This is a genomic window from Fodinicurvata fenggangensis DSM 21160 (assembly GCF_000686045.1).
In the GTDB taxonomy this organism is placed as follows: domain Bacteria; phylum Pseudomonadota; class Alphaproteobacteria; order Kiloniellales; family DSM-21159; genus Fodinicurvata; species Fodinicurvata fenggangensis.
The window spans coordinates 1-25,966 of record NZ_JMLV01000004.1; the positions used below are offsets into that span (position 1 = coordinate 1).

Annotated in this window: 23 protein-coding genes; 19 read left to right on the top strand and 4 right to left on the bottom strand. The window is 61.0% G+C overall.

The annotated features are described in order from the left end of the window. The first annotated feature begins 16 nt into the window (after positions 1 to 16). The 11 genes from BP38_RS23320 to BP38_RS19570 all read left to right on the top strand — a co-directional run bounded on the left by BP38_RS23320 (position 17) and on the right by BP38_RS19570 (position 10,851). Positions 17 to 160, top strand: a complete 144-nt coding sequence (locus tag BP38_RS23320) for a transposase (RefSeq protein ID WP_081816487.1) — start codon at positions 17 to 19, stop codon at positions 158 to 160. A gap of 267 nt (positions 161 to 427) precedes the next feature. After that, a complete protein-coding gene (locus tag BP38_RS0107480; RefSeq protein ID WP_026987224.1) occupies positions 428 to 1,180 on the top strand; it encodes a hypothetical protein in 753 nt (250 codons plus the stop codon). Then, entirely contained in the window at positions 1,177 to 2,052 is an 876-nt protein-coding gene (locus BP38_RS0107485; RefSeq protein WP_026987225.1) for a sulfotransferase domain-containing protein, read from the top strand. The genes BP38_RS0107480 and BP38_RS0107485 overlap by 4 nt, the downstream gene beginning before the upstream one ends. Continuing rightward, positions 2,049 to 3,005 carry a class I SAM-dependent methyltransferase gene (locus BP38_RS0107490; protein WP_026987226.1) on the top strand — a complete coding sequence of 319 codons (957 nt, stop codon included), beginning with the start codon at positions 2,049 to 2,051 and terminating at the stop codon, positions 3,003 to 3,005. The genes BP38_RS0107485 and BP38_RS0107490 overlap by 4 nt, the downstream gene beginning before the upstream one ends. A 65-nt stretch (positions 3,006 to 3,070) precedes the next feature. Next, positions 3,071 to 3,919: a 2OG-Fe(II) oxygenase gene (locus tag BP38_RS0107495; protein ID WP_026987227.1), complete on the top strand. Its 849-nt coding sequence runs from the start codon at positions 3,071 to 3,073 to the stop codon at positions 3,917 to 3,919. 192 nt (positions 3,920 to 4,111) lie between these two features. Next, the gene (locus BP38_RS19560; RefSeq protein ID WP_051609100.1) at positions 4,112 to 5,287 is read left to right on the top strand and encodes a mitochondrial fission ELM1 family protein; all 1,176 of its coding nucleotides are present in this window, start codon (positions 4,112 to 4,114) and stop codon (positions 5,285 to 5,287) included. Between the two features lie 191 nt (positions 5,288 to 5,478). Next, the gene (locus tag BP38_RS19565; protein ID WP_051609101.1) at positions 5,479 to 6,237 is read left to right on the top strand and encodes a class I SAM-dependent methyltransferase; all 759 of its coding nucleotides are present in this window, start codon (positions 5,479 to 5,481) and stop codon (positions 6,235 to 6,237) included. Positions 6,238 to 6,269: 32 nt separating this feature from the next. Then, positions 6,270 to 7,478 carry a hypothetical protein gene (locus tag BP38_RS0107510; protein ID WP_155992291.1) on the top strand — a complete coding sequence of 403 codons (1,209 nt, stop codon included), beginning with the start codon at positions 6,270 to 6,272 and terminating at the stop codon, positions 7,476 to 7,478. 52 nt (positions 7,479 to 7,530) lie between these two features. Then, a complete protein-coding gene (locus tag BP38_RS0107515) occupies positions 7,531 to 9,147 on the top strand; it encodes an aldolase catalytic domain-containing protein (RefSeq protein WP_051609102.1) in 1,617 nt (538 codons plus the stop codon). Positions 9,148 to 9,416: 269 nt separating this feature from the next. After that, on the top strand, positions 9,417 to 10,175 hold the full coding sequence (locus BP38_RS0107520; RefSeq protein WP_026987230.1) for a 3-deoxy-manno-octulosonate cytidylyltransferase: 759 nt from the start codon (positions 9,417 to 9,419) through the stop codon (positions 10,173 to 10,175). Positions 10,176 to 10,191: 16 nt separating this feature from the next. Then, on the top strand, positions 10,192 to 10,851 hold the full coding sequence (locus tag BP38_RS19570; RefSeq protein WP_035724218.1) for an HAD family hydrolase: 660 nt from the start codon (positions 10,192 to 10,194) through the stop codon (positions 10,849 to 10,851). Between the two features lie 8 nt (positions 10,852 to 10,859). On the opposite strand, the gene BP38_RS19575 is transcribed toward BP38_RS19570, so the two are convergent. Further along, positions 10,860 to 11,585: a sulfotransferase family protein gene (locus BP38_RS19575; RefSeq protein ID WP_081816529.1), complete on the bottom strand. Its 726-nt coding sequence runs from the start codon at positions 11,583 to 11,585 to the stop codon at positions 10,860 to 10,862. Between the two features lie 228 nt (positions 11,586 to 11,813). On the opposite strand from BP38_RS19575, the gene pseB reads away from it, so the two are divergent. From pseB to BP38_RS22175, 7 genes are read left to right on the top strand one after another with little or no spacing between them, the layout of a single operon-like run. Beyond that, complete coding sequence (gene pseB, locus BP38_RS19580) at positions 11,814 to 12,866, top strand: UDP-N-acetylglucosamine 4,6-dehydratase (inverting) (protein ID WP_035724220.1); 1,053 nt, start codon at positions 11,814 to 11,816, stop codon at positions 12,864 to 12,866. Then, positions 12,863 to 14,080, top strand: a complete 1,218-nt coding sequence (gene pseC / locus BP38_RS0107540; protein ID WP_026987231.1) for a UDP-4-amino-4,6-dideoxy-N-acetyl-beta-L-altrosamine transaminase — start codon at positions 12,863 to 12,865, stop codon at positions 14,078 to 14,080. Before pseB ends, pseC begins: the two co-directional genes overlap by 4 nt. Positions 14,081 to 14,082: 2 nt before the next feature. After that, on the top strand, positions 14,083 to 15,153 hold the full coding sequence (locus BP38_RS0107545) for an N-acetylneuraminate synthase family protein (RefSeq protein WP_026987232.1): 1,071 nt from the start codon (positions 14,083 to 14,085) through the stop codon (positions 15,151 to 15,153). A 1-nt stretch (position 15,154) separates the two neighbouring features. Continuing rightward, complete coding sequence (locus BP38_RS19585) at positions 15,155 to 15,856, top strand: acylneuraminate cytidylyltransferase family protein (protein ID WP_035724223.1); 702 nt, start codon at positions 15,155 to 15,157, stop codon at positions 15,854 to 15,856. Next, a complete protein-coding gene (gene pseG, locus BP38_RS22545) occupies positions 15,853 to 17,322 on the top strand; it encodes a UDP-2,4-diacetamido-2,4,6-trideoxy-beta-L-altropyranose hydrolase (RefSeq protein ID WP_155992293.1) in 1,470 nt (489 codons plus the stop codon). Before BP38_RS19585 ends, pseG begins: the two co-directional genes overlap by 4 nt. 2 nt (positions 17,323 to 17,324) lie before the next feature. Then, positions 17,325 to 18,389: a pseudaminic acid synthase gene (gene pseI / locus BP38_RS19595; RefSeq protein ID WP_245602362.1), complete on the top strand. Its 1,065-nt coding sequence runs from the start codon at positions 17,325 to 17,327 to the stop codon at positions 18,387 to 18,389. Further along, positions 18,382 to 19,719 (top strand): surface carbohydrate biosynthesis protein, encoded by a 1,338-nt coding sequence (locus BP38_RS22175; protein WP_162175134.1) that lies wholly within the window; start codon positions 18,382 to 18,384, stop codon positions 19,717 to 19,719. Before pseI ends, BP38_RS22175 begins: the two co-directional genes overlap by 8 nt. 23 nt (positions 19,720 to 19,742) lie before the next feature. Here BP38_RS22175 and BP38_RS19600 read toward each other — a convergent pair whose 3' ends face one another. After that, positions 19,743 to 21,521 (bottom strand): ABC transporter ATP-binding protein, encoded by a 1,779-nt coding sequence (locus BP38_RS19600; protein ID WP_155992295.1) that lies wholly within the window; start codon positions 21,519 to 21,521, stop codon positions 19,743 to 19,745. Positions 21,522 to 21,728: 207 nt separating this feature from the next. Between BP38_RS19600 and BP38_RS19605 the strand changes: the two genes are divergently transcribed. After that, complete coding sequence (locus BP38_RS19605) at positions 21,729 to 23,057, top strand: glycosyltransferase (protein ID WP_162175135.1); 1,329 nt, start codon at positions 21,729 to 21,731, stop codon at positions 23,055 to 23,057. A 78-nt stretch (positions 23,058 to 23,135) separates the two neighbouring features. On the opposite strand, the gene BP38_RS0107575 is transcribed toward BP38_RS19605, so the two are convergent. Continuing rightward, the gene (locus BP38_RS0107575) at positions 23,136 to 24,347 is read right to left on the bottom strand and encodes a Fic family protein (RefSeq protein WP_211250261.1); all 1,212 of its coding nucleotides are present in this window, start codon (positions 24,345 to 24,347) and stop codon (positions 23,136 to 23,138) included. A gap of 329 nt (positions 24,348 to 24,676) precedes the next feature. Then, positions 24,677 to 25,795 (bottom strand): nucleotidyltransferase family protein, encoded by a 1,119-nt coding sequence (locus tag BP38_RS0107580; RefSeq protein WP_026987234.1) that lies wholly within the window; start codon positions 25,793 to 25,795, stop codon positions 24,677 to 24,679. Positions 25,796 to 25,966 lie beyond the last annotated feature (171 nt).

The window sequence follows — 25,966 nt, forward strand, 5'->3', positions numbered from 1 at the left end:
CCTGGCCAGGCGGCCGGTGGAGAAGGTCTTTGGGACGCTCAAACGCTCCTATCGCCTGAACCGCCTGCCGCACTTCTCGCTGGCGCGCAACACGGCCTGCCTTACGCTGGCCTGCTTTGCCTACAACCTCAGACGCCTGGACAGGTTGCTTGCAGGCTGAGTCTGTCCGGAATTTGTCCGAACCTGCCCGTAAAAACCCCAAACAAGGGCAAATCACCCAAAAGCTCTCCATGAATCTGCCTGATCGAAGGTATTGAGCAGCGTTCATGCCTCAGCTCAGTGCCAAGCACCTACCGCGCAAAGGTCTCCTGGATGAGGTCTATGCTATTTGACTCCCCACCTCTTTTCGTTGCAGCCGCGCCTGGCCTTGCCTAAGCTGCGCGACGTCAGGGGAAGGGTTTGTTCGACAGGAGTTTGCCGGTTAGCCATGCAGTTTCAGCTACAAAACCTTGCCCTGCGTCATGATCCCTTTCCCATCGGTGTGGCGCGCCCGCTGTTTCCGGATGACGCCTATGCCCGGCTGCTGGAGGCCTATCCGAACAAGGAGCATTTCCACTACCTGGGCAAGGTCGGGCACAAGTATGTGCTGTCCGAGAAGTTCAACGCCCGGGCCTATCGGGACTTCATCCACAACACGCCTGTCTGGCGCGATCTGCACGGCTGGATCAAGAGCGATGCCTTCATCTATGGCGTGATGGACAGCCTGCGCGAACAGAACATCGACCTGGGCTTCGATGCGCCGCTGTCGGCGGCCAAGCGCCTGCGCAAGTATGCCAAGAACGTGGCCAAGGGCCGCTATTGGGAGCTGGCGCCCAAGCTGCGCGCGCGCTTCGAGTTCTCGATGTTGCCGGCCGATGGCGGCAGCGTCATTCCCCACACCGACGAGCCGGGCAAGATCGTGACCATCGTGATCTCCATGGCCCGAGAAGGCGAATGGGACCCGGCCTGGGGCGGGGCGACGGAGGTGAACCGGCCCAAGGACGCCACGCGCCTGTTCAACCGCATGAATTACAAGGCGGATTTCGAGGAGATGGAGCTGCTGGACAGCTTTGCCTATGAGCCGAACCAGGCGGTGGTCTTCGTGAAGACCTTCAATTCCTGGCACTCGGTCCGGCCCATGAACGGCCCGGCCGACGCGCTGCGCCGCACGCTGACCATCAACATCGAGGCGCGGGGATGAGTCTGATCCGCCATCTCCGGGACCATTGGCATCTGCAGCGGCGCGACCGCAAGCTTGCCGCAGCGCTGCGGCAGGCGGATATCCTGGTCTGCTTCCACGCCAAGAGCGGCAGCACCTGGTTGCGCGCCATGATCAGCCATGTCTATCACCGGCTCTATGGCACACCGGCTGACCTGCTGATCCATTACGGCAACCTTCAGCGCCATGCGCCAACCGTGCCCTTCGTCTATTTCGGCGACGGCCTGGAGGTGCGTCGCCACGGGTCGGGTCAGCTGCTGGCCCGTGCCCGGCCGAAACAGCGCGTGATCTTCCTGTTGCGCGACCCGCGCGACGTTTCCGTTTCCTTTTATCATCACCTGCGCGAGCGGGCGACGCCGCGCGAACTGCTGCGCAAGCAGGTGCCAGAACGGGTGCGCCAGCTGTCGCTCTACGACTTCCTGCTGGATCCGGAGTTCGGCCTCCAGCGGGTGATCCACCGCTACAATCTCTGGGCCGCAGAGGCCGGACAGTTCGAGCAGGCCAGCTTCATCACCTACGAGGCGCTATGGGAGGCTCCTGTGGAGGAACTGGGCCGAACCATGGCCGTGCTCGGTGAGGAGCCTCCACCCGAGATTCTGCAGGTCGCCGTGGACTTCGCCTCCTTCCCCTCGCTCAAGGAGAAAGAGCGCAGCGGCTTCTTCCAGGGCGAGCGCCTGAAACCCACCCAGATCGGCGAGACACAGGCCTTCAAGGTGCGCGAGGGCGGCACGCAGGGCTATCGCCGACACTTCACATCGGCGCAACTGGCAACGATCGATGAAATGGTCGCCCGGCAGCTGGACCCCCGGCTTGGCTATGGCGAGGCAAGAACGGCGGCGGGGGCACGGGCATGAAGACCCCTGCCGTTCCCTTTTCGCACCTGGCGCAGCTGGATCTGGGACTTACCTCACAGGATCTGCGTGAGCTTTTCCTGCCGTTCGCCCGGCCGGTGCCTTGCGATGCTTCGGAATGGAAGCGCGACCTGTTCCGCCGCAAACGCCGCATTCTCAAGCGTCTGCTGCGGCAGCACCTGACGGGCGGCCGCAGCCAGGGGCGCACCTCCGATGCGGTGCTTGAGGAATACAGCAAGGCCTGGAGTGGCCTGGATTACGCCGTCTATGACCCTGAGGGCGGAGGCACAAAACCCATTCCGTGGCACCTGGGCAAGGAGTGTTTCCTGGCCAGCGACGTGGGGGCCACGCGCGTGCGGCAGCAGTTGCTGGTCCGGGTGATCGAGCGACTGCGCCCACGGCGCGTGCTGGAGGTAGGCTGCGGCAACGGCATCAACCTGTTGTTGGCGGCCGGGCGCTTTCCCGAGGTCTCATTTACCGGCCTGGAGTTGACCGAGGTCGGCGTGGCTGCCGCGCAGGGCTTCCAGCAGCAGCACGATGAATTGCCTTCTGCGCTGCAGGCCTTCGCGCCGGAGCCCCTGGAGGACAAACAGGCTTTTCGACGCATTGAGTTCGTCCAGGGGAACGCGGCTGCCATGCCGTTCGAAACAGGGCAATTCGACCTGGTCTATTCCATGCTGGCCCTGGAGCAGATGGAGGCCATCCGCCTGCAGGCCCTGGGCGAGATTGCGCGCGTTGCCAACGGCGCCTATTTCGGCGTGGAGCCGTTCCGCGAAGCCAATGCCAGTGGCTGGCGGCGCCTCTATGTCCGGCAGCGCGGTTATTTCCGGGGCAGCTTCGCCGACCTGGCGGCATCGGGGCTGAAATCTCGATGGGCAACCACGGAGTTCCCCCAAGAGGTTTTCCTGGGCGCCTGCGCGGTGTTGGCCGACGCGGCGCCGCCTCGTGCCGCTTGACCCCCTTGGTCGAGCGGTGCTTAAAGAACGGAACCAACAGGCATGACACCTGCAGGAGACAAGGGATGGCACAGTCTGTTCTCAAGAATCTGGACTCGGCAGATATTCGCCAGGAACCCTTTCCCTACCTGATCGCGGAAAATGCCCTGGATCCGGACTATTACGCCGAGCTCGAGGCGGCCTATCCGGCGCTGGAGCGCGTGGCCGGCCCCGGGCCGCTGGCCAACAACAAGCTCTATTCCCGCTCGGCGCCCGACGTGCTGGACGACGGGGAGATGCCCGATATCTGGCGTGACTTCTTCGCTTATCATTCTTCGCAGGCCTTCCTGGAGGAATGCCTGGCGTTCTGGGCCGAGCCCATCGCCCGCGAATATCCGGACATCGCTCAGAGATTCGGCAAGCCGCTGTCGCAGCTGACCGGCGGCGTACGCCAGGGCGGGCGCGAGAAGACGCCCGAGAACCTGCAAGCCGATGTCATGATGGACTGTCAGTTCTGCATGAACAGCCCGGTCACCGAGGTCTCTTCCGTACGCGTGCCGCATGTGGACAATCCCGCCAAGCTGTTTGCCGGGATCCTCTATTTTCGCCGTGTCGACGACGAGTCGGAGGGCGGGAACCTGAATCTCTATCGCCTGACCGATGATCGCTATTACCATGATCGCAAGCTGAACGTTCCGGAAGAGTTCATCGAGGCGGTCGACCAGGTGCCCTATCGCGCCAACACGATCATCCTCTGGCTGAACACCCCGCGCAGCCTGCACGGCGTGACCCCGCGCTCGGTCACCGAGGTGCCGCGCCGCTTCGTCAACTTCATTGGCGAGAGCTATGTCACAAGGCCGGCGGGTTTCTTTCCGGTCAAGCGCAGCCTGAGCGGCCGTATCGGCGATGCGGCGCGGCGCCTGGTGAAGGTATGACGGGGCAATCTTGTACTTGAGAGAGGTAGACTGTGGCAAGAAGGCAAGAGTGCCTTACCACTTATGGCAAGGTGTTCGAAACGCAAAGACAAGAGCGTGAAAACACTTTAAAATTCAAGAAGTTTCAACTGCAATGCACTGGGGGTCGGCATTGCATAGAAGGGGCAGGGCGATAGGCCCTGTGGGCAGGCCATGTATATGCCCCGAGAGACGAGCGAGCCGGTCGTCTGGCTGGTGCTGGGCGACAAGCTGGGCGACAACGCGCAGGTCGAGGCGCTGGCCGAAGCCTTGGGCTGGCCCGTGGTCCGTCGGCACCTGAATTTCCGCACGCCCTATGTCCATGGAAAGCCGGAGTTCCGTCCCGATCTCTATCACATCGATCCCGAGACCTCGGACCGGCTCGAGCCGCCCTGGCCCGACCTGATCCTGACCATCGGGCGCCGGCCTTCCATGGCCGCGCTGTGGGTGAAGCAGCAGTCGGGCGGCCGCACCAAGGTGGCCCTGATCGGACGGCCCAAGAAGCATTTCGACGCCTTCGACCTGGTGGTCGGCACGCCGCAGTATCACCTGCCCCAGCGGGCCAACGTCATCAATCTGGACCTGCCGCTGATGCGCGTGGATCTGAACCGCCTGGCCGAACAGCGGGCGCAGTGGCAGGACGCATTGGAAACCTTGCCGCGACCGTTGACCGCCGTGTTGATCGGCGGGCCCACAAAGCCCTTCGCCCTGGACACCGAGGCCATGGCCCGCCTGGTTGCCCGGATCGAGGCCTTGCAGCAGGACGAGGGCGGCACGCTCTATTTCACCACCAGCCGCCGCACTCCGCCCGAGGTGGCCGATGCGCTGTTGGCCGCATTGCCGCCCGGCGCGCGCTTCTTCCGCTGGGAACCGGACGCGCCCGGCAATCCCACCACCAGCAACAACCCCTATCTGGGCCTGCTGGCCCATGCGGACCGCTTCGTGGTGACGGGCGACAGCATTTCCATGATGGTGGAGGTGGCCAGCCTGGGCCGGCCGCTGGCGATCTTCCCCCTGCCGCTGCGCCGCCAGCGCCTGTCGCGCCTGCGCTACGGCCTGCGCCGGCTGTTCCAGGCTGCGCCCCGCGACCTGCCCAAGCTGCACGCCAGCTTGTACCGCCAGGACCTGGCCGTGCCCCTGGGGCGTTCGTTCCGGCAGCCGGCGCGCATACCCCAGAACGAGCGGGACCGCGTGGTGCGGCACCTGGAGGCCCTGATGGAAACGCAGGGCATCACGCCGGAAACACAGGGCGAGGACGCGATTCGCCGCCAACGCCGTCGCGGCTATGTCCGGGCAGGCCTGGGTCTGGTGATCTATGCCGCACTGGCGGTTTTTGCGGCGGTTTATTGAGGACCTTCCTCATCCTGGCTTACCGTGCCTCAGACCGCGGTTCGACGCACCACAGCTTCGCCAACAGAATGCGAAAGGCTTGATTGTGATGGCATACCCTCTATGAGAGGATATCCACCCGACGTGCACAGTTCTGACCATCAGCCGCTTAAGCGCCAATCAAGCCTCTTCCACTTACCAGTGAAACGCCCATGACCGATACGACTCCTGCCTCTCTCGAAGACATCGCCGCCCGAATCCCCTCTATGGGCGGACATGCCATAGGCGACCGGCTCAGGCGTGCGGCAGCCGAGGTCGAGGAGGGGCACAGTATCGTCGAGGTCGGAAGCTGGCTCGGTTCGGGGACCGCCTATCTCGCCTTGGGCGTGCGCGATTCCGGCAGGGATATTCCCTTGCACAGCTTCGACGAATGGCGTTGCCGCGCGACGCACTTGGACAAGGCCAGGGCCTGGGGCGTGGAGTTCAGGGAGAACCAGGATACCCTGCCCTGGGTGAGAGAAGCGCTGGCGCCCTTTGGTGTACCCATCCAGTTTCACCAGGGCGATATCGAGAAGGTGCGCTGGACCGAGGGGGACATCGGCCTGTTCGTCCTCGACGCCGCCAAGGAGGGCGAACCCTTTCTCTATACCATGCAGACCTTCGGGCCGCACATGGTGCCCGGCAAGACGGTCCTCTACATGATGGACTTCCACTACTACCAAAGTAAGCCGGACGGCAAGTTCACGGACCAGCGGGACTTCTTCGCAGAGAATACGGACTATTTCGAGCCCATCGAGTATCAGGTCGACAATACGAGCTGTGCCGTCTTCCGCTATGTGAAGCCGATGGATTACAATGCGGCGGCTGCAGCTTTCAGGGCCCAGGGGCGCACCTCCTTCGAACGCGTTGCCCGGCAGCGGGCACGGCAAGAGAGCCTCATGAAGAAGATCAAGCACCTGTTCCGGCGTTAGCCCTTTCAAACACTGGCAAGGGTATTGCGTTCATGGACAGCTCGCTTCTCGCGGTTCTGCGCTATCTCGGGCGAAATCAGCGTCCTCGTTACGAGCGGCCTCCCCTGCAAGGGGTAGCGTTGCTGTGGGAGGTGGCCAAGGACCTGGTTGCTGTTGCCTGTACGCCCATGCCGTTCATCAAAGGCTATGAAACAGGCGCCATCCTGCTGACCAGCAACTCGCACAAGACCCGTGAAGTCCGAACCTTCATCACGGGGATCCTCGAGTCAGCGCGCTTTGACACGATTTCCTATGGCAAGCGCATTCCCCTTTTTTCCTTCCTTCTTGGGCATCGTTTCCTCAAGCGGCGCCTGGGGAAAGTCCTGCGGCGCTACAGTTGGATCCGCAGGCGCTACTCTGCGCGGATCGGCCGGGATTTCCTGAAATTCTTCCTGTACGAGGCCGTCGCGGAGCGCCGCTTTGCGGAGCGTCCGCCTGCGGCCTTGGCCATCGTGTCCGATCTGGGCGCTCGGCGCATCGCCTTTGCCCGGGCCGCCCGGAAATTCGGGGCGCTGGTGATCTATTACCAGTACTGGCAACATCACAGCTTTCGTCCCCCTTTCCGGGTGGATTATGCTATCTGCATCAACAACCTCCTGGCGGACAGACTGAAGGCCAGTTATGGCTCCATAGTCATGAACCGTCGTGTCTATGGCGGGAAGGCCGAAGACCTCAGCTTCAGGACAGTGCCGGATAGCCCTGTCATCGGAATCACCACCAATGTCTATCCCGATAGCGAGGAGCTCAATCGCTTGCTGGCCGGCGTACAGAGGACGTTGCGCCCCGCGCGGGTGCTCTACAAGCCGCATCCCAGGACTACGGACAGCGATATCCAGGACATCGACTGCGAGATCTTCGACAGGACGGCCGGCATAGAAGAGTTCGCGCGTGCGATCGACCTTTGCATCAGCGGCAATACGACCGCGATCCTGAAGGTCCTGCTGGAAGGAACGCCCTGCCTGTATCTGTACGGGTTGGATGCCTACAGGTACGACCGTTATGGTTATGTCGGGGAACATGCCGTTATCGGTGGCGAGAGCCTGGAGCAGTTCAAGCTGGAGGACATCAACGCCTTCTACAGCGCGCCCGACAGCCTGGAACGGGTGCGGGCCTATATGGAACGCAACATGATCATCGACAAAACCAAGGATGAGACGCCGCGTTTTATCGATGACATGCAAAGGCGCTTGGGCGAGCGTTGAAGTCCGTCGCGGCTTTGGTTAGACCTTTTCCCGTGTTCTGGGGGTGAATGACGTGCATACCGACCTAACACTTCTCGACTGCACCCTGCGCGACGGGGGTTATTACAACGACTGGGACTTCGACGCCGCACTGGTGCGCGATTACCTGTCGGCCATGGCGCGCTGTGGCGTGGACGTGGTCGAGATCGGCTTCCGTTTCACGCCCAAGTCCCGCTTTTTGGGGCCCTTCGCCTATACCACCGACGCCTTCCTGGACAGCCTGGACCTGCCCGGCAATCTGACCTACGGCGTCATGATCAATGCCGGCGACTACCTGAAGGAGGAACCGGGGCCGGAGCAGTTGATCCGACGTCATTTCGCGCCCGCCGCGGACTCGCCTGTCGATCTGGTGCGCATCGCCGCCCACGTGGGCCAGGTCGAGTCCTGCGGTCCGCTGGTGGCCGAGCTGTCGCGCCTGGGCTATCGCATCGGGCTCAACATCATGCAGGCCAACAGCTGCACGCCCGAGCGGCTGGGCGAGCTGGCCCGTGCAGCCGTGGGTTTCGGCGGCGTCGAGGCGCTCTATTTCGCCGATTCCCTGGGCAACATGGACGCTGCGGCGGTGCAGGGGACTGTGGCCGCGCTGCGTCGCGCCTGGAACGGACCCCTGGGCTTCCACGGCCATGACAACATGGGCTATGGCGTGTCCAATAGCCTGGCGGCGCTGGACGCCGGGGCCAGCTGGATCGACGCCACGGTGCGCGGCATGGGCCGCGGTGCGGGCAACACCCAGATGGAATACCTGGCTGCCGAGCTGCAACAGCGCGGCCTTAAGGAGGTTCGCCCGGCGCCGCTCTACGATTTCGCCAACAACGGCATCGCCGGGCTGCACGCGCACTACGGCTGGGGCAAGAACCTGTTCTATTACCTGGCCGGGCTGCACGAGGTGCACCCGACCTATGTGCAGGACATGCTGACGGACGAGCGTTTCGACGCCAACGACATCATCGCGCTGATCGAGGTGCTGGGCCGCTCCGGGGGGCGGGCCTATAGCCCCTCGGGCGTGGACAACGCCCTGCTGGGCCAGTTCGCCCAGGCCGACGGCAGCTGGTCGGCCGATGGCGCCTTTGCCGGCCAGCAGGTCCTGCTGATCGCGGCCGGCCCCTCGGCCGAGCGGCACTGGCCGGCCCTGGCGCGCTTCATTGCGCGTGAGCGTCCTCATGTGATCGCACTCAACCCCCTGCCCTTCGTGCCGGCCGACCTGGCCGACAGCGTTGCCTGTTGCCATCCCGGCCGGATGCTGCAGTTGCTGGGCTCTGCCGACGGCTGGCGCGAGAAACCGCTGTTGACCCCGAAGGACAGCCTGCCCGGCGATTTGCGCCGCCAGCTCGAAGGGCGCGAGGTGTTGGACTACGGCATGGCCGTGCAGCGGCACGAGTTGCAGGTGACGCCTAACGGCTGTGTCGTGCCGGCGCCCCTGGTGGCCGCCTATGCCATGGCTGCGGCCGCCGCCGGCGGGGCGCGCGAGATCCTGGTGGCCGGCTTCGACGGCTATGACGGCGCCAGCGACAAGTTTCGCGCCATGAACGGCTTCCTGGAGGATTTCCAGGCGCAAAACCCCGACCTGCCCGTCACCTCGCTGACGCCCACGCGCTATAACCTGACCGCCACCTCCGTTTATGCTATGTGAGGCATTGAGAGATTTAACTGTAGATTAGACCTCATCCTGAGGCGCCAGCGCAGAGCCTCGAAGCCTCATCCTGAGGTGCGGAGCGAAGCGGAGCCTCGAAGGATGCCGGCACAGACGGTTGTGCCGGGGATATATACGAATGGTGCCGCCTGCACTGGCCGCCGATCCTTCGAGACGCCGCCTGTCGGCGGCTCCTCAGGATGAGGTCTGGTCAGGGCGCTACGTATAAAGCCACCACCAGATCAGGACCAACCGGAAGGAACCCGCCCGTGCCAAAAGCCGCCCCCGAGACCAAGGCAGCCATCGTCATCCCGGCCCGTTACACCTCCTCGCGCTATCCCGGCAAGCCGCTGGTGGAGATCGAGGGGCGACCGATGATCCTGCATGTCTGGGAACGCTGCTGTGCGGCCACCAGTCCGGAGCAGGTCTTCATCGCCACCGACGACGATCGCATCGCCGAGGCCGGGCGCGCCGGCGGGGCGCAGGTTGTGATGACGCCGGACGACTGCCTGACCGGCACCGACCGGGTGTACCAGGCGGCGCAGCAGATCGAGGCCGAGACCTTCATCAACGTCCAGGGGGACGAGCCGCTGATCCGGCCCGAGGATATTCGCGCCGTGCTGGCGCGGGCCGAGGCCGAGCCCGAGCGCATCTTCAACGCCATGTGCGCCATCGCCGACGAGCGCGAGTACCGCAGCCCCACCGTGCCCAAGCTGGTGACGCGCCTGGACGGGCGCTTGCTCTACATGTCGCGGGGGGAGATTCCGGCGCGCAAGGACAATGTGTTCGACTGGTCGCACAAGCAGGTCTGCATCTATGCCTTCCCGCGCGCCGCCCTGGCGGCCTTTGCCGCACGCGGCGGCAAGACACCGCACGAGCAGGTGGAGGACATCGAGATCCTGCGTTTCCTGGAGATGGGCTATGAGGTGCAGATGATCGAGGTCTCCACAAGCTCCGTCGCCGTGGACACGCCCGAGGACTTGGTGCGGGTGCGCGAGATCTTTCGCGATCGGGCTGCTGCCAAGTGATCCAGGCGAGACGTTGATGCAGCCCGCGCGCTACCGCGTTGCGGTTTTCGACTGCGACGGCGTGATCCTGGCCTCCAACCGCCTGAAGTCCGCGGCCTTCGCCCAGGCGCTGGAGGGCGAGGACCCGGCCCTGGTGGCCGACTTCGTCGCCTGGCACCAGGCCAACGGCGGCATTGCGCGTCAGGTGAAGTTCGACCACTTCTTTCGCAACATGAAGGCCATGAGCACACCGGAGGAGCCGGCAAAGCAGGCCGTGGGCCGCTATGGCGAAATAGTGCGCCAGGGCCTTAGGGATTGCGCCCTGATTCCTGGCGTGGAAGAGCTGCTGGCCGCTCTCCAGGCGCGGGGCATCGCCTGTTACGTCAACTCCGGCGGCAGCGAGGCGGAACTGCACGAGATCTTCGTGGAACGCGGCCTGGCGCAGTGGTTCCGGGGCATCTACGGCTCACCCGGCGACAAGTTCCGGAACATGCGGCGCGCCGGGCTGGACCACCTGAGACCCGGAGAGGGACTGTTGCTGGGGGATTCCCGGGTGGATCGGGAAGTCGCACGCCACTATGGCTTGGACTTTATTTATGTTGCTTGGGAGTCGGAATGGCGGCCACAACCCGACGACCTTCTGGCCGAAGATACCTTGACCGTACAGGACCTACGCCTGCTGGCGCGGATGGTCTGAGGGCGGGCTCACAGCTCTTTTGAGTAGCCCAACTCTTGAAAATCCCGGGCATAGACCCTCTCCACGATATGTCGACATTCCGCATCGTAGTACGCCTGCAGTTTCTCGGACGCGTTGGTCTGCTGGCCCTTCCGCTCGATGGTCAAGTCTACAGTGGGAGAGATGCGCCGCACGATGGCTGCCAGGTCATCGTCCAGGGTTTCGACCTTTCCCAGGTAATCGATCCGGTCGGCGATACCCAGGATGCGCGTCTGGCGCATCCAGTGGGGATTGTCCCGCTCTCCTCCCTCGGCCAGGTAGCGGCAGAAGCCACGGAACGAAAGCTGGCCATCGTCGTATCCTTCGATCTGGGCACTGTGTTTCTTGTGCTCCGGCATACGATCTTCAGCGATCTTGTTGAGGTAGGCGGAGAGCACGCGGGAATAGGGATTTCGAACGACCGTGAATGTGAACAACCTGCGGGGAAGGGATAGGGCCTGTTTCAGGGTAAGATCGCTGTAGTGCAGGTACTGCTTCTTTATGTCGCCGACACGCTGTGCGGTAATACGCGACTCTGGAAAGTTCTGATGCAGGGTCCGCATGATGGTGCTGTTCGCGGCCTTGGGAATACGGATATAGCTATAGCCCCATTCGACCGAGAGTGCTGTACGCAGATCGATGGGTTTTATGGGCTCTTGCCACAATCGCGGTCGCAGAAGGTAATAGGGCCGATATCTGTATAACCTTGATTTCATGCTGTGGTCTGTGAATCCTGAGCATTCTGAATGGAAACGGCTATCGAAACCCAGCAGGGAAGGTATGGGCAGTGGCTTCTGATTTTACCGTCCTTCTCAGTCAGCCTCTGATGCGGGGTGTAGCATCGGCTTGACCCTATCTGCTGCTTGCGCTTTACATGCAAATGCCTGTTCGGGCAAGTACCGGGCGAGCAAGGCTGGTTGCGTTCATCTCATTCGGCGGATTGTATGACACCTGATAAGCGGGCACGAGTAGAGCCGGAGGGCTTTCGTGTAACCGAAGGCTTCACTTTGGACAACAAATCCATCCTGGTCACGGGCGGAACCGGCTCGTTCGGACAGGCCTTCGTCAATCGTGTGCTGGAGCATTACAGCCCCCGGCGCCTGATCATCTTCTCCCGCGACGAGCTGAAGCAGTACGAGATGGCACAGCGCTTTCCGCTGGAGCGACACTCGTGCCTGCGCTATTTCATCGGCGACGTGCGCGACCGCGACCGCCTGGAAATGGCCATGCGCGACGTGGACTACGTGATCCATGCCGCCGCCATGAAGCATGTACCGGCGGCGGAGTACAACCCCTTTGAATGCGTGCTGACCAACATCCATGGCGCCGAGAACATCGTCCAGGCGGCCCTGCGCTGTGGCGTCGACCGGGTGGTGGCGCTGTCCACCGACAAGGCGGCCAACCCCATCAACCTTTATGGCGCGACCAAGCTGGCCAGCGATAAGATCTTCGTCGCCGCCAACAACCTCAGCGGCGGCCGGGCGCGGTTCTGCGCCGTGCGCTATGGCAACGTCATGGGCTCGCGTGGCAGTGTCATTCCCTTCTTCCGCAAGCTGCTGGCCGACGGTGCCACGCAGTTGCCCATCACCGACGAACGCATGACCCGCTTCTGGATCGCGATCGAAGAAGGGGTGGATTTCGTCCTCTCCTCGCTCGGCATGATGCAGGGCGGCGAGATCTTCGTGCCCAAGATCCCCAGCACGCGCATCGTCGACCTGGCCCGCGTTCTGGCGCCGGACCTGCCGCACGAAATCGTGGGCATCCGCCCGGGCGAGAAGCTGCACGAGGTCATGATCACCGAGGACGATTCGCGCCAGACGCTGGAGCTGGAGGACCGCTACTTGATCCAGCCGACGCACAGCTTCTGGAAGCCCGAGGCTTATGATGCGCTCAACCCTCAACCGGTTGAGGATGGCTTCCGTTATTCCAGCGACCGCAATCCGCAATGGCTGGAGGGCGAAGCGATCGAGCGCATGATCGAGGCCGCACGGGTATGAGCCAGGCGGACCGCCCCTTTCTGCCCTATGGCCGGCATTCCATCGACGAGGAAGATGTCGCCGCGGTGGCGCAGGTGCTACGCAGCGGCTCGCTGACCGGCGGGCCTGTAGTTGGGCAGTTCGAGGCGGCCCTGGCCGAGACCGTAGGCGCCCCCCATGCCGTGGCCTGTGCCAACGGAACGGCGGCGCTGCACATGGCCGCCCTGGCCATCGGCCTGGGCCCCGGCACGGCCGCCGTGGTGCCCGCGGTGACTTTCCTGGCCACGGCCAATGCCGTGCGCTACACAGGTGCCGAGGTGGTCTTTGCCGATGTGGATCCGGACAGCGGCCTGATGGAGGCCGAGCACCTGCGCGCCGCCCTGGCCCGGCACGCAGGGCCGCCGGTGAAGGCGGCCTTCCCCGTGCACCTGAACGGCCATTGCGCCGAGCTGGAGGCCCTGTCCGCCGAGGCGGAGCGGCAGGGCCTGACCCTGGTGGAGGATGCCTGCCATGCCCTGGGCGGAAGTTGGGTGGCAGAGGATGGAGAGGCTGTGCCCCTTGGCTCCGCCCGATACGGAGCGCTTTGCACCTTTTCCTTCCATCCCGTGAAGGCCATCGCCATGGGCGAGGGCGGGACCGTCACCACGCGCGATCCACAGCTGGCCGAACGCCTGCGCCGCCTGCGCAACCATGGCATGACGCGCGATCCGGCCGACTTCACGGAGCATGACCAGGCCTTCGACGCCACGGGGGCGGCCAATCCCTGGTACTACGAGATGCCGGAGATCGCCTATAACTACCGCGCCAGCGAGATCAACTGTGCCCTGGGGCTCAGCCAGCTGAGCAGGCTGCCCCGTTTCCTCGATCGCCGACGCGCCCTGGCCAAGGCCTATGACGAGGCACTGGCCGCGCTGTCTCCAGTGATTCGCCCCGTGGCGCGCACACCGCGCTGCCGCAGCGGCTGGCACCTCTATGCCGTGCGGATTGACTATGGCGCCCTGGACCTGTCGCGTGCCGAGGTGATGCAGCGCCTGAAGGCTGCCGGCATCGGCACGCAGGTGCATTACCTGCCCGTCAATCGACAGCCCTATTACCGGGCACGCTATGGCAGGGTCGGGCTGCCCGGCGCCGATGCCTATTACGAGGCCTGCTTGTCCTTGCCACTGTTTCCGGAGATGGAGCAGGCGGATGTAGAGTGTGTGGTTGCGGAACTCAAGACGATTGCGGAGGCTTAGGAATGGTTCGGTTCGGAACGCGTGCCGTTGGAGACGGGGAGCCCTGTTTCATTACCTTCGAGGCGGGCCCGACTCATGATGGCCTCGAGTCGGCAAAGCGGCTATCGCGCCTGGCAGCGGAGGCAAGGGCGGATGCCATCAAGTTCCAGATCCTGGATCCGGATCGTCTGGTGGCCGATCGCACAATGCCATTCGACTACGAAGTGCTCGTGGACCGGCAAAGCGGCCGGACCGAGAAAGTCAGCGAACCGCTCTATGATATTCTCTGCCGGCGCGCCCTGTCTCATCCGGAATGGCGGGAGCTCAAGACCTTTTGCGACGAGCTGGGCCTGGCATTCTTTGCCACCATCGGCTTCGAGGACGAGATCGAGCTGTTGGAATCGCTGGCTTGTGATTCTATCAAGATCGCCTCGGCGGATGTGAATCACCTGCCATTGCTGCGCCGAGCTGCGCGAACCGGAATGTGTCTGCAGCTCGATACCGGAAACTCGACTCTAGGTGAGATCGAGACGGCGGTGGATGCCATACGCTCGGAAGGAAACGACAACATCATCATTCATCAATGTCCCAGCGGTTACCCGGCGCATCTGGATAGCGTCAATCTGCGCATCATCATGACGCTGAAGCAGATGTTTCCCGATTTCCCGGCGGCTTTCTCCGACCACAGTCCCGGGCGCGACATGGATATTGCCGCCATCGCCCTGGGGGCGAATCTGGTGGAGAAGACCATTACAGAAGACAAGACCACGCGCAGCGTCGAGCATGTCATGTCGTTGGAACCGGACGAGATGCATGCCTTCGTAAAGGCCGTGCGCGACGTGGAAACCGCTTTGGGTCAGCCGCGCCGCATTCTTCATCCGGATGAGGAAGCAAAGCGGAACAGGATCAGGCGCAGCACCTTCCTGTTGGAAGATGTCCAGGCCGGACAGCACTTGCATGAGGCGAAAGTGGAATTCTGCCGCCCCGGCGATGGCCTGGGCCCCGATGACTACGAGCGCTTTTCGGATGCTGCCTTTACCCGGGATCTAATGGCGGGCACCAAGTTGTCCGCCTCGGACCTGAAGCAGGGTTAGCATGCGGGCCGTTGCCATCATTCCGGCACGGGGCGGATCGAAGCGCCTGCCGCGCAAGAACATCCTGCCGCTCGGCGGCCGGCCCATGATAGCTCATCCCATCCGCCTGGCACGCGAATCCGGGCTGTTTGAGCGTGTAGTGGTCTCGACGGAAGATACCGAGATTGCGGAAATCGCAAGAATAGCTGGTGCGGAAGTCTTCGAACGGGACACCGAGCTTGCAACTGACAAGGCCACTGTTGTCCAGGTGTGCCTGGATGCGCTGCGGCGCCTGGAACAGGAAGGCACCGAACTCGATGCTTTCTGCTGTCTCTATGCCACGGCGGCCTTCCTGACGATGCAGGATGTGCAGGACTCACGTGTAAGACTGTTTGGGCCTCCCGAGGCTGACTATGTCATGGGGGTCAGTGAATATCCCATTCATCCCTTTAAGGCGCTGCGTTCGGAAGACGGATATCTAAAGGCCGTTTGGCCGGAATCCGCACAACTGAAGTCTCAGGAATATCCAGCTATGTGCGCCAGTAATGGCACCCTCTATTGGGCGCGTTCTGGGGCTTTCATTCAGGAGCAGAGCTTTTACGGCCAACGCCTAGTGGGATACGAATTGCCCCCTAACCGGGCCATCGATATCGATACGCGGGAAGATTACGATTGGGCGTGCAGGCTTGCCGCTGCCTCGAAATTGGGTCAGGGAAACGAATGACCCAAGCCGCCCTTTTCCGCACCGATGCCAGTCGTGACATAGGGGGCGGGCATTTGCGGCGCTGTTTGACCATTGCGGACGAGCTTGCGAAGCGTGGATGGCGGTGCATTTTTGCATCCTGTGCAGAGTCCGGCACCGTTGTCCCAGCTCTCAGCTCGTCTGGCTATGAGTGGGTCCTGGTTCCCGAAAACGGCATGCCATCGGGAGATCAGCTGACCGACCTTGATCCTCTCGACTTGGTCATCTTCGACCACTATGGCCTGGCCGTAGACGAGGAGACCATGTTTCGCAGCCAAGGCGTGCGCGTTCTGGTCCTGGACGATCTGGCGGACCGCCCCCATGACTGTGATCTTCTGGTGGATCCGACCCTGGGACGCTCCGAAGAGGATTACAGGGGTCTGCTGCCCGCGGATGCGCGCATCATGGCGGGGCCGGACAACGCCCCCCTGCGCCCGCGCTTCCGGGAACTGCGCGCGGAAACACTGGAGCGGCGACGGCAGATGGACAGGCCGCACAGGCTGCTGATCAGCCTGGGTTCCTTCGACGTGCGTGGCCTGTTGCCTACCCTTACCGAAGCGGTTCAGCGGGTTGATCTGGACCTGGTCGTCGATGTCGTGGTCGGGTCGGGTGGAAGCGACCTGCCGCCCCTGTCGGAGAGCTTTACTCTTCACGGCTATGTAGAAGACATGGCGGGCCTGATGGCCCAGGCGGACTTGGCTATAGGCGCCGGTGGCACCAGCAGTTGGGAGCGCTGCTGCCTCGGCCTGCCGACACTGATCGTAAACATTGCCGACAATCAGGATATGATCACGGCACAGCTGGTAACCGTAGGCGCCGCCATCGATCTGGGCCACTGGCAGGATCTGGCAATTGACAAGGTGACATGTGCATTGGAAGAGGCCTGCACGCAACCGGAGAAGCTACAGTCGATCTCTGAGAAGGCAGCCGCCATCTGTGATGACTGGGGCACCTTGAGGATCCTGCCTCGACTCTATGAGGCGAATACGAATGAGGGCAACTCCGTCACACTTCGTCTTGTCGAGGAAGCGGATTGTGCGATGCTATTCCATTGGCAGCAGCTGCCCGGGATTCGGGACTTCTCGAGAACGCCAGCCCCGCCCACTTGGCCGGAACATGAGGAATGGTTCGAAAAGAAGCTTGGGAATGACAGGGATTGCTTCTGGATCATCCAGATCGAGGGTCGGGACTGCGGAGTGCTCAGGCTTGACAGTACCGAGCTGGACGATGTTCGCGAGGTTTCTATTTTTGTGCTTCCGGAGTATCACGGCAAGGGTGTGGCGCGTGGTTCTCTGGAGCTTGCAAGCCGAATTGCTCCTGCAAGGCGCTTGGAGGCTACGGTTCTTGACGGAAACTTGCCATCGCGAAAACTGTTCGAGGCTCACGGATTCATGCGAGAATGCCGGAACAAGTATATCAAGGACCTGCCGACCGTAGTGAGACAGTAATTGTGAACGAGATATCAAAACAGCTGACGGATCCAGCTTTACCCCCTTACATCATTGCCGAGATGTCTGGCAACCATAACGGCAGCCTGGAGCGGGCGCTGGCGATTCTGGAGGCTTCGGCCAAGGCCGGCGCCGATGCGGTGAAGCTGCAAACCTATACCGCCGACACCATGACGCTGGATTGCGACGGCCCGGATTTTCAGATCACCGAGGGCTTGTGGAAAGGGCGTAACCTCTACGAGCTGTATCAGGAAGCGCATACCCCCTGGGACTGGCACGAAACCCTCTTTGCCCGGGGGCGCGAGCTGGGTGTAACGGTCTTCAGCACGCCGTTCGACAAAACGGCCGTGGATTTCCTGGAAGAGCTCGGCGCGCCGGCCTACAAGATCGCGTCGTTCGAGGCGGTGGACCTGCGCCTGATCGAATATGCGGCCTCAAAGGGCAAGCCCATGATCATCTCCACCGGTATGGCCGACCTGGAGGAAATGGAGGAAGCCGTGGCCGCAGCCCGTAAGGGCGGCTGCCGGGACTTGGTGGTTTTGCATTGCGTCAGCAGCTATCCTGCGCGGCCCGAGGAAAGCAATCTGCGCACCATCCCGGACATGGCCGGGCGCTTCAATGCGCCCATCGGCCTGTCGGACCATACCTTGGGCACGGCCACCTCCGTGGCTGCGGTGGCGCTGGGCGCGCGTGTGATTGAGAAGCACGTCACCCTGCGCCGCGAAGACGGCGGACCCGATGCCGTCTTTTCCTTGGAGCCGGAGGAACTAGAGCGCCTGGTGGACGACAGTCGCACCGCCTGGAGCGCCTTGGGCGAGGTGTCCTATGAGGTGACGGGGGACGAGCGGAAGAGCCGGATCTTCCGACGTTCCCTCTATGCCGTCCAGGATATTGCGGAGGGCGATGTTTTTACCGAGACGAACGTGCGGGCGATCCGGCCTGGGTTTGGGTTGAAGCCGAAGCATCTAACGGAAATCATTAGCAATTTATCGCCTAGATCTTATAAAAAAGGCGATGCGATTACATATTTTTTTAATACTTATAGAGATAATAAAGGCAATGAATAGTAAATCTAAAAAACCTGTTCTTTATATAATTATAGAAGTTAAAGCAAGAGAAATAGAAGGGAGAACTCTATTAGGGCTCGAGGCGGCGCGAAGAGGGTTTCGTGTAATAATAGGAGATTATGTTCATATACTTTCTGGTATTAGAAAAGGGATTCTTCCGAAGGGGATATATTTTGATAAATGTATAAGCCAGGACAAAAGTAGTAAATTAGAAGAAGTATATGAAAAAGGCTTCTCAATAATAAGCCAGGATGAAGAGGGAGGCCTATTAGACGATACGTATGACAAATTCTTATCCTTCAGAAGTTCTGAATATAATATGTCTATGACAAGTGCAATTATGTGTTGGGGGAATTATGATTATAAATATTGGGTAAAAAGATATTCAGATAGATTTAACGATATATATATGACCGGATCTCCCAGGGTTGATTTTTGGAAAAATGTTTTTTCCGATTACCATAGCAAGGAAATATCAGATATTATTAATAAATATGGAAACTATATATTAATATCCTCTAATTTTACTTTATCCAATGGATACATGACTACAGATGAATTGATAAAGCAAGGAAAAGAAAATGGTAGTATTAATTCATTACACGATGAAGAAAACACAGTAAAAAAAATAAATGATACGAGGAAAATGTTTTTGGAATTTGTAAAATTAATTGATTATTTATCTGAAAATAGAAAGGATATAAATTTTGTAATAAGGCCTCATCCATCGGAAAGGATATCTATTTGGACTGACGAAATAAAACAAAAGTCAAATGTGCATGTAGTATTTAAAGGTAGCATTACTCCATGGATAAGGGCAGCTAAAGCCTTAATACACAATGGCTGCACAACTGGCGTTGAAGCTTACGCTATTGGGGTTCCTCCCATTGCATACGTTCCCTTTGAAAGTGTCGTAAACAGGAAAGTACCTAATGCACTAAGCACAGTAACACACAATAAATATGATGTATTAAAAATAATTGATTCTATTTATAATAATAATTATTCATTTAAATCGGAGTTAAAAGAAGAACTAATAAATAATAGATATTATAACTTACTTAATAATTGCGCCATAAATAATATATGCAATATATTACATAAATATAAATCTGAAGACCAGCCTAATATAAATATTAGCTATTTAAAGAAAGTAAAAAATAACTTCAAAGAAAAATTAAAGAAGAAGCGCAATGTAGATAATAAGAGGAATCGTAAATTTCCTTACCTATATAAAAATGAACTAAATGATATAAAAAACAGATTTCCTGATTACAAATATATCAATATACGCCATTTGTACAAATCTTTACATGTGATTGAGGAGTAACATCAAAATTAGATGCATATTTTTCAATAATTACATGTTTTAATTGTCTTTTCCTTAGTTAACTTTCCTCTTTCCAGTTTGTGCACCGCATCCGCCACCTCCATCCAGCTGGGCCGGTGCGAGATGGCGATGATGGTGATCTCCTGGCTTAATTCCCTCATCGTCCGACAGATACTTTCTTCAGTCGCGCTGTCCAGCGCGCTCGTCACCTCGTCCAGGATCAACAGCTTGGGCCGGTGCACCAGCGCACGGGCGATGGAGATGCGCTGGCGCTGCCCGCCGGAGAAGCGGGCGCCGCGTTCGCCCACCTGGGTGTGAATGCCCTCGGGCAGGCTGGACACGAAGTCCCAGGCGCCAGCGGCCTTCAGGGCCTCGATGGCCATCTCTTCCGTCAAGTGCGGGTTCAACAGGGTGATGTTGGCCAGGACCGTCTCGGTGAACAGCATCAGGTCCTGGGGCACATAGCCGATCATCCGGCGCCAGGCGACCAGGTCGAGTTCGTTGAGCGGCGTGCCGTCCACCAGGATGCGCCCGCTGGTCGGCTGCCGGAAACCCAGCAGCAGGTCGGTCACCGTGGACTTGCCGGCGCCCGAGGGGCCGGTCAGCACGGAGAGCTGCCTCGCCGGGAACTCCAGGGACAGGTCGTGCAGCACCGGCCCGTCCTGGTCGGCATAGGCGAAGGAGACGTTCTGGAAGCGTGCTCCCTGGTCCAGGCTCGGCTGTTTGCTGCCACCGCGGTCCTCGGCCTGGGCCGCGGCTTCGTCCACCATGTCATAGAGGATGTCGTAGGAGCCCTCCATCACCGCAGCCTGCTGGTACTGCTGCTGCAGCTTGTTGATGGTCTTCACCGTACGCTGCAGGATCACGCCCATGACCAGCAGCTGGGCGATGGGCATCTGGAAGATCTCGATCAGGATATAGAAGCCGCCTGCCAGGAAGAGGACCAACAGGGGCTCCTGGGCATTGGTCAGCTTCTCCTTGCTGATCACCTTCTGCCGCATGGTCTTGCGCATGCGCTTGATGTTGTTGGTGATGAGCGCGACATAGTCGGCCTGTCGCTCCATGGCCTTCAGCGACTTGATGCCCAGGAAGGCGTCGGACAGCAGGGACGACAGCTCGTTGGTCTGGCCGGCGTCCTTCTTGCCGGCCTTGCGGGCCTGTTTCACGAAGCGGCTGAGCGAGACCGTGATCAACAGGCCGATGGCCATTGCGACCAGGGAGAGTTCCCAGGAGACGAAGAAGCCGACGACGATATAGACCGCGGCCTCCAGCCCGTTGGACAGCATGGTGGCCGACAGCTTGAAGCCCTGGCCGGCGCGCACCGCCATCTGGTTCACCGTCTGTGCCATGGCGCCTAGGGATTGCTGCGCCAGATAGGCCCAGCGCGCATTCAACAGATGGGTCAACAGGCGCCGGCGCATATAGGTGGAGATGTCGGCCACGGTATAGCCGACATAGCGCATGGCCAGCAGGTTGATGGCCGACTTGGCCCCAATGCCGCCCACGACGATCAGCAGCAGGACCTCAAGGCTGGGCTCGACGCCCAGCGCGCGCACGCCGTCCAGGATATAGCGGGCGGCGGCCGAAGGCTCCTGGTCCGCGCTGTCGCTGACCACGGCGATCAGGGGCACCAGCCCGGCGATGCCGATGCCCTGTACGATGTTGCCCAGCAACAGGCAGGCCAGCACCTTCCACTTGCCGGGGCCCTCGGCGGCGAAGAACATGCGAAGAACCTTGTTCATGGAGCGCTGGGTATAGGAAAGCGCGCGCGGAGGCAATGGCGTTTGATGGAGGTGGGTCACACTTGGTCCAGAGGTGCAGAGCGCGATAGTGGCGGGCGTCGATGAGCCTGTCCTGAGCTTGTCGAAGAGATCATGTCGCAAGTTCGGGCAGCACCCTCGAAATTTCTTCCAGGATCAGCTGATTCCCATTCAATAACAGACTTGAGCCGCTGGCAGTTGCAGCCTAGGTTCACTGCGGTTTCTACACTGGGGCGAGTTTCATTTTTCATGGGGACATCCCTCAAGAACGACGTACCGACGGGCAATGCCCCCCGTAACGCCATCGCGTTGTGTTGCGCCAACCTGAAGCCTGGTGGCGTTCAACGCATGACGCTTCTGATTGCGGAGTGTCTGCTGCAACGCGGCTGGCCAGTGGACCTGCTGCTGGCTGAGAACGAAGGGCAACTGACTCCACCCGATCATAATGGGCTGAAGGTTATAGCCCTATCTTCGAGCAATGCTCTGGCAGCCCGCTGCTCTGTGGTAGCGGCCGATCCCGGGGGCTTGCCAGTCAACCTGCGTCCCCTGGTCCTGCCTGTGAACGGATTCCCCACACTGCGCATCCTGCCGGCCATGGCAGACTATCTGCGCGAGGAGCAGCCGCGCGCCGTGTTCGCGCCCATGCCGGACTTCATTTTTTCGACCACGCTGGCGCGGCGCCTCGCAAAGAGCCACACACGCATCGTCGCCTCTTTCCGCTCGCACCTGACAGGCGGCCTGTCTGCCAAGAACAAGGCGCGCGGGCGCACCTTCCTGCCGGCCCTGCGCCGCGCCCTGGACCAGGTGTCCGGGGTTCATGCCGTCTCCCACGCCGTGGCCGACGACTTGGCCCAGACCTGTGGGCTGGACCGCCAGGCCATTCAGGTTTTCCACAGCCCGACACTGAGCGGCGACGTGGAGGCGCTGTCGGCCGCGCCGGTGGACCACCCCTGGCTGGTTCCGGATCGCGCCGTGCCGGTGGTGGTTGCCGTGGGCCGTATCTCTCCTCAGAAGGATTACGAGACGCTGTTCCGCGCCCTGGCCCTCGCGCGCCAGACCCGGCCCCTGCGCCTGTTGGTGGTGGGCGACGACAGCCCCCTGGCCAACGCCAACGGCCGCAGCAAGAAGATCACTCGGGCGGTCAGCCTGCTGCAGGAGCTGGAGCTGGAAGAGGCCATCGATTTTGTCGGCTATCAGGAGAACCCCCTGGCCTGGATCGCAAAATCGGATGTCTTCGCCCTGTCATCGCGCTTCGAAGGCCTGCCCAACGTGGTGATCGAGGCTCTGGCCTGCGGCCGCACGGTGGTGGCCACAGATGCGCCGGGCGGAACGGCGGAAATCCTGGAAGGCGGCCGCTATGGTCACCTGGCTCCGGTGGGCGATGCCTGGGCCCTGGCCCAGGCCCTGCTGCGCGCCGTAGAGGCCCCGGCCGATCCGGAGGTGCAGAAGGCGCGCGCGGCCGACTTCGGCTGGGAAGCCTCGCTGGCGGCCTATGAGCGCCTGCTGACGGGGGAGGCTGAGGGCGAAGCCGGTGCCAGCGCGCTTCGAGGGCCTCCTGCGGAGGCCACCTCAGCGTGAGGATGGTTTATAACAAGTTGAAATCACTATATTGCCTCACCCTGAGGGCCGCCGAAGGCGGTGTCTCTAAGGACCCCCCTAAAGCTCCGGGAACAGGCCGGGCATCCAGCGGCCGGCCAGCCGGGCCGGGAAGGCCAGGTGGAGCGGAGCCCGGGAGGAGGCCGACTGGACGGCCCCGGACTGGAGCAGCGCGGCGGTGACGCGGCGGGCGGTGCGCTCGCTGGTGTCCAGGACCTCCGTCACCTGGCCGCGCGGCAGTTCCCCCTGGTACAGCAGGGCGCGCAGCACGGCATCGGAGCGCGGCGGCAGGCGGTTGCCGCGGATCTCTTCCTCCGCCCAGATCAGGATGCGGTCGCGCAGCCGCTCGGGCTGCATCAACTCCTCCATGAAGGTGACCTGGTCGATGCAGGTGTTGAGGAAAAAGGTGGTGAAGTCGGCCAGCGCGGTCTCACTCAGGTTGCCGCGGCCATCCCGCTCGCCGCGGCGCGGTGCGTCACAGGCGGCCAAATGAGCCTTGTAGGCGGCTTCGTTGCGCGCCAGGCCGCGTGACACCGACCAGAGGCTTCCCGTATCAAGGGACTGGCGCAGCATGGCATGGGACATCAGGCGCGCGACACGGCCGTTGCCGTCCAGGAAGGGGTGAACCCACAGCAGGCGGTGATGCGCCCAGGCCGCCGACAGGATCGCGTTCAGGCGGCCAGCCCGATCATAGGCCTGATGCAGGCGCTCCAGGAAACGGGGGACGGCCCCCGGACTGATGGCCACATGGCGGCCGATCTCCACATAATGCTGGCGCAAGGCGCCGGGGACGACAGGTACGGTCTCTCCACCGTCCGGCAGTGTCACGTACAGCAGGTCCTGGGGCAGCAGACTGCAGAATCGTCGATGGATCTCGCAAATTGTCTGTGGCGCCGTCGGCGCGGCGGGCAAGCCGCCTGCGTCGATCCATTCCTGAACGGCAATGTGGGCGCGCGCCTCGAGCTGCAGGTCGCGCTTCCCGGGATCATTGCTGTAATCATTTTTCAGGGCACGCTCGATATCGATGGGGTGCGTGTTGTGCCCCTCAATCAGGTTGCTGTAATAGCAATTCATGGAGCGGATCAGGCCCGCCAACGCCACGGCGATCGATCCGGGCAGGCGGCTGTGCAATGCGGCTGCGCGGGCTGCCAGCTCCAGGGCCAGGTCGTTCAGTTCGGCCCGCTGGGGTGCGCCTTCGCTGACCAGAAGCGGCTCGAACAGGGTTACCGGCTCACCATCATCCTGTGGTTTCATGGGGTTCCGGGATGTCACAAGATCCTCCTTTATGGCCGGTTACCTGGCCGAAGTTTTTCTCAGTATAATTAATTCATATCATGGAGTTACTTTTAAGGTAAGGACCAATGTGACCGCAACAATGACCGCTTTTTTGGCCGGTTCTCCCATGGCCGGGCCCGTGCCGCCAGTGTTCTCCCCGATTTTTCCGCCTGTGGCGAGGTGGTTCGAGGGCGTCCTGCGGACGCCACCTCACCATGACGCCAGGGGGAGCGGGCCATAAAGTAACGGCGTCATCCTGAGGATGCGCTCAGCGCACTCGAAGGAGCGGGTCACGGGGCCAGGCTGCGCCGCTGGCGTTCTCCGCTTCAAGGGCTGGGGGGCGCGTGCCCGTTCAGGTCGTAGGGCTTCACGTCTTCTCCCAGGCGTTCAATGCCTCTCGCAATGCCGTCTTCAATGGATTGGCGCTTGCCGTCTTCAATTTGGTTCAAGCTCTTCGTTATCGCCGCCTGCCATGCGGGTCCGCGATTGTGTGCCTCCATATAGGCTTCTGCCAGGTCATCTTCCCGGTGCTGTTGCAGCAGGGCCTGCATGATGACCTCCGACTGGTGCAGGTCCTTGTGACTTTTCATGGTGCTGTCGCCTTGTGCTCGACGGCGGCTGGCGACGATCAGCTTGTGGATCGCATAACGCTCCGGCGCCGGAACCGTTATGGGCACACCGGCTCGATGCAGGAGGACCGCTCTTACGGGATTGTAGATCAGATAATCGAGGAATCGCAGTGGTTCCGCGGATGACCCGCCGAGCGAGGGCATGCGGGTCGGGTGCCCCTGGTTTTCATCGGATCCGCGGTTCGGGGTCAGGAACTCGACCTGGTGGCCGTGTGCATTCACGTATTTCGTGCTCATGCGGCCATCGGATTGATGCGGAATTTCCCGAAAGCTCTCGTCAATGGATTTCAGACAGTCCAGCACCCTTGTCATGCTGTCCTGGACCGCAACGGATATCGAGTGGAACTTCGCAAAATCGCTGTCCGAAGTGACCATTGCAGTCTTGGGCAGCCTGACCCCCAGAAGTGCCGAATAAGCCTGAAAAGCCAAGGTTCCGACCAGGACACCCCTTAAACGGAAGAAGCCGGCGTTCTCGAGTGCTTCGATGATATTTCCCGTCAGTCGTTCGGGTTGTGGCAGGTAGGCCTCTCGCACAAGCGTGGAAACGAGTTTCCTGCGCTCGCGCATATCGGCCTTCAACTGGTCGAAAAACCTGACCCTGTCTTCGATCTCCTGATCATCACCGGGGCCGACATATCTGCGTGTCTGGCCCCCTTCGCCATCCGGAACATCAAAATACCAGTACCGCTTCCCCTTGACCTGTACAGGGACAAAACGCCCTGTCGTATCGAACTCACTGACAAAGGAGGCATCCAGGGCCCTCTGCGCAAGTTCGCTGTAGATCGTTTGGTGGACATGCGAAATCTGTTTTAACATCGCAGGAAGACCGTTCAAATGCGAAGCAAGGTTGCACTGCCAGGGTGTTATATCATATTCGCGAAAATAGTATAACCCGTTTGGTAGCAACACAGCAGCGGCCGGTACTGGCCCGACCGTCTGTGCCAGGGCGCCCTTTGACGAGCTCAGGACAGGCTTTCGAGGCTCTGC